The sequence below is a fragment of the Pseudomonadota bacterium genome, from assembly GCA_039193195.1.
GTDB lineage: Bacteria > Pseudomonadota > Gammaproteobacteria > Steroidobacterales > JBCBZW01 > JBCBZW01.
In genome coordinates this window covers 1-3,922 of record JBCCWS010000097.1, presented here as the reverse complement: position 1 = coordinate 3,922, position 3,922 = coordinate 1, and the positions used below count along the sequence as shown (strand labels likewise).

4 protein-coding genes are annotated in these 3,922 nt (G+C 64.2%); 2 read left to right on the top strand and 2 right to left on the bottom strand.

The features are described 5' to 3' along the window. Positions 1 to 201 precede the first annotated feature (201 nt). A complete protein-coding gene (locus tag AAGA68_27250) occupies positions 202 to 810 on the bottom strand; it encodes a helix-turn-helix domain-containing protein (GenBank protein MEM9388768.1) in 609 nt (202 codons plus the stop codon). A gap of 120 nt (positions 811 to 930) precedes the next feature. On the opposite strand from AAGA68_27250, the gene AAGA68_27245 reads away from it, so the two are divergent. Together AAGA68_27245 and AAGA68_27240 are read left to right on the top strand one after the other, a co-directional pair. Beyond that, positions 931 to 1,401 (top strand): (2Fe-2S)-binding protein, encoded by a 471-nt coding sequence (locus AAGA68_27245; GenBank protein ID MEM9388767.1) that lies wholly within the window; start codon positions 931 to 933, stop codon positions 1,399 to 1,401. Beyond that, positions 1,398 to 3,626 carry a molybdopterin cofactor-binding domain-containing protein gene (locus AAGA68_27240; protein MEM9388766.1) on the top strand — a complete coding sequence of 743 codons (2,229 nt, stop codon included), beginning with the start codon at positions 1,398 to 1,400 and terminating at the stop codon, positions 3,624 to 3,626. Before AAGA68_27245 ends, AAGA68_27240 begins: the two co-directional genes overlap by 4 nt. A gap of 179 nt (positions 3,627 to 3,805) precedes the next feature. On the opposite strand, the gene AAGA68_27235 is transcribed toward AAGA68_27240, so the two are convergent. Next, positions 3,806 to 3,922: IS630 family transposase (locus AAGA68_27235; protein MEM9388765.1), on the bottom strand; the 117-nt coding region annotated here is incomplete at its 5' end.

Below are 3,922 nucleotides of genomic sequence, written 5' to 3'. Positions count from 1 at the left end.
CGAATGCGGCCATAGCCGAGCTATGGCTGCATTTGACCAACGCCGCGATGGCGCCCGTGCTACTCGCCCTTCGGGTCTGCCCAGGGGCAGCGTCCGCGGCGTTGCATCGCTTGCCAATGGCGATACCATTGGCTGCGCGACGCGCCTTGCTGACGCTGCCCCTACGCACACTGAGCGTTACCTCATTTACCAAGCGGCCCACTAGCGATGCTCGAGCAGGGCATCGACCAGTCGCGCGATGCGCGCACGCGCGGCAGCCACCTCACTGCTCTCGCTAGCAGGACCGAGACCCATGACGGCGGGCATCACGAGAGAAGCGAACGTCTCACCTTCGCCCTCATCCGTACAGGACTCGTAGAGGATCGACATGACGCGCGCCAACCAGCGCGCGGGTGGCGTCTGCGTCCACCAGTTGGCCAGCATATCCTCCTTCATGGTGATCGCGGCCACCAAATCTGCCTGCAAGCTGACCAGCTCTACGAGATCACCAACAAACCAGTGCAATAGGTCACGCGGCGTTGCACCCGCCGCGCTGCGTCGATGCAGCTGCGAATCCAGCGCCAACAGGTGCTCGAGCAACAGGGCCTTCGCCAACATCGCCTTGTTCTTGAAGCGACGATAAAGCGTGCCCTGACCCACCCCGGCCGCGCTTGCCAGATCGGTCATCGTGATGGCCTGCAACGGGCGCTTGCGCAGCAAGCCCTGCGCTGCACGCAGGATGGCGTGGCGATTCTCAGCCGCATCGGCGCGCTCGGGCGCCAGCGTCTCAAACTGTAGCAATGAAGGTAAGTCGGGTGCGGTCGCAGACATGACGCACATTCTACGAAGGAGGCAGGGGTTGCAGGCAAGGGACGTAGGTCGTCGTCCTTGCTTACTCCCTTTAAACGGACTATCGTCCGCTTATATCTCCAACACTCGGGAGTGCGTGAGATGTCCGTTTCCTTCGAATTGAATGGTCGACGGGTCAACTTCGACGGCGACCCGCAAATGCCACTGCTGTGGGCCGTGCGCGAGCAGTTCGGATTGACCGGCACCAAGTTTGGGTGCGGTATCGCTGCATGCGGCGCCTGCACGATGCACGTGGATGGGCGAGCCGTGCGCACCTGCGTGCTGCCGATGCACGCGGTGGCGGACGCACGTGTCACCACGATCGAAGGCATCGGCGCACCCGATGTGCGCACGGCGGTGCAGGAGGCCTGGCTCAGCCATCAGGTGCCCCAATGCGGCTACTGCCAGAGCGGCATGATCATGGCGGTGGAAGCGCTGCTCGCACAGTATCGCGAACCCACGGACGCACAGATCGATTCGGCGATTACCAACATCTGTCGATGCGGCACCTACGACCGCTTGCGCCCCGCGATCCATACAGCCGCCAAGCAACGGCGAGTGGCGGGTGCATGAGCGAGCGCAAGCCCCATAATGGCCGGCTGGGGCGCATCACTCGCCGCGCCTTCCTCGCCTCCGCGGGCCTGCTAAGCGGCGGCCTGACGCTTGGCATCGCGCTGGCCCCAAACCGCCTGCGGATGACCAGCGAGGGCAGCACGCAGGGCGACCAAGTGCTCCTCAACACGTGGGTTAAGCTCACTCCAGACAACCAACTCACGGTGCTGATCCCGCACGCCGAGATGGGCCAGGGGGCAGGCACGGGCCTAGCGCAGATGCTCGCTGAGGAATTAGACGCGGACTGGTCGAGGGTGCGCATAGAAGACGCACCGACCAGCGACGCCTACACCAATAGTGACCTCGGCCGGGGCTACGTGATCGGCGAGGCACCTGCCATCCCCGAGTTCATGTACCCGCTGATAGACTTTACGTTTCTGCAGATCTCCAAGGGCCTGGTGGGCCAGATCACCGGTGGCAGCACGGCGATACGCTTGACTGGCCACCACGGGATGCGCCGTGCCGGCGCTGCTGGACGCCAGATGCTGCTCGCCGCCGCCGCAGACCTTTGGCAAGTAGATGCCACGGAGCTGCGCACCCGGGACAGCCAGATCACACATGCTGCCAGTGATCGCCGCATCACTTACGGCGAGCTAGCGAACGCGGCCGCACGCTACTCGCCTTCGCTCAAGCCAGCGCTCAAGGCGCCGGGCGAGTACAGGCTAGTAGGGCGATCCGTTAGGCGCCTGGATCTGGCCGGCAAGGTCGACGGTACGGCCCAGTTCGGCATCGACGTGATCGTGCCAGGGATGGCGTACGCGGCGATTGCCCTACCAGAGGTGCGCGACGCCCGCGCGGTGATAGCGCACGACGCCAAGGCGCGCGCGCGAGCCGGCGTTCGCGACGTGCTCAACCTCGGCGACGTGGTGGCCGTGGTCGCCGACAGCTACTGGGTGGCCCAGCAGGCCCTGGGCGATCTCAGCCTGCGCTGGGAAGGCGGTCAACGCAAGCTCACTAGCGAGCAGATCCGTTCGCAACACGAGCAGGACCTGGCCAAGGGGAAGCGCCAGCGAGTCGATCGCGTGGGGGATACGGAGACCGCCTTGACCACCGGTACCTCGCTGGCGGCTGACTACGCCGTTCCCTACCTCGCCCATGCGACCATGGAACCTCTCAACTGCACGATACACGCGCGCGAGGACAGCGCGGACCTGTGGGTGGGCCACCAGAACTTCCCCTTCGCACGCGATGCGCTCGCCGGGGAGCTCGGGCTCGATGCGGATCGAGTGACCGTGCACAAGCGCCTACTCGGCGGTGGCTTCGGACGCCGCGGACAGCTCGACTACATTAGGATCGCAGCGCGTATCGCAGCGCGAGTACCAGCGCCGGTAAAGGTGATCTGGTCGCGCGAGAACGACATGGCCAACGACACTTACCGACCCGCAATCAGGGCCAAGCTACGGGGCGCGGTGGGGCAAGACGGTCGCCTCAGTGCCTTCGTCAATCGCTACGTTTACACCGATGCGGGCATGCCAGACTCGGAACGCCCCTTCGCCCTACCCTACGACGTACCCGCCCGAGACATCGCTCGCGTGCAATGCCCAAGCCCGATCTCCGTCGGTGCCTGGCGCTCTGTCGACTTCACCCAACACGGCTTTTTCAATGAGTCGTTCATCGACGAGCTGGCCCACGCCGCGGGCGCTGATCCCTTGGCATTTCGCCTAGACCACCTGAGTGATCCTCGCATGCGCGTCGTGTTGGAGAAAGCAGCAGACACCTCGGGCTGGGGCAGCGACCGAGGACCCGGCCGCGCGCTCGGCGTGGCCCTAGTGAAGAGCTTCGAGACGATCGTGGCTCAGGTGGTGGACGCCAGCGTTGAGGATGGTGGCGAGGTGATCGTACATCGCGTGACCTCCGCAGTTGATTGCGGTCTAGTGATCAACCCAGACTCCGCGCGGGCTCAGATTACCGGGTCGGTTGTCTTCGCCCTGTCGGCCGCTCTCTACGGTGAAATCACCGTCGAGGCGGGGCGCATTCAGCAGCGCAACTTCCCGGACTACCGCTTGCTGACGTTGGCCGACACGCCAACCCAGGACGTGCACTTCATCGCAGGATCTCAGATACCCGGCGGTTTGGGCGAGCCCGGCGTACCCGCAGTGGCGCCGGCGCTCACTAATGCCATCTTTGCGGCGACCGGCAAGCGCCTTCGAGTCTTGCCTATCGCCCGGCAGCTGGCGCGTGCCTGAACAGCCCAACAACGGTCTAGTGTGCTGTCCCAGAAGTTCGTTGAAAATACGCACGGGGCTTTTCGTTCCTGGGTGCGGCGCGACGACGAGCGTGGCAGGTCCCACGGGAGGAGGAGCAACGTGTTCAGGGGCGAAAAGGTGCCGCGAAGTAGTCATCAACGAACTTCTAGCTCAGGACACTAGTGTCCTGTAACAGCTGATTCAGTAGCGATTCGGCGCGTTGGGTCGAAGTACTTCCACTTCACGGTCTTTGGCGACTTGTTGTACTGGCGTACGTAGCGCATGAGCTTACGCTT

Excerpts from the sequence above, each read along its gene's own strand:
- AAGA68_27250 (MEM9388768.1), bottom strand. The coding sequence starts at position 810 with ATGTCTGCGACCGCACCCGACTTACCTTCATTGCTACAGTTTGAGACG.
- AAGA68_27245 (MEM9388767.1), top strand. The coding sequence starts at position 931 with ATGTCCGTTTCCTTCGAATTGAATGGTCGACGGGTCAACTTCGACGGC.
- AAGA68_27240 (MEM9388766.1), top strand. The coding sequence starts at position 1,398 with ATGAGCGAGCGCAAGCCCCATAATGGCCGGCTGGGGCGCATCACTCGC.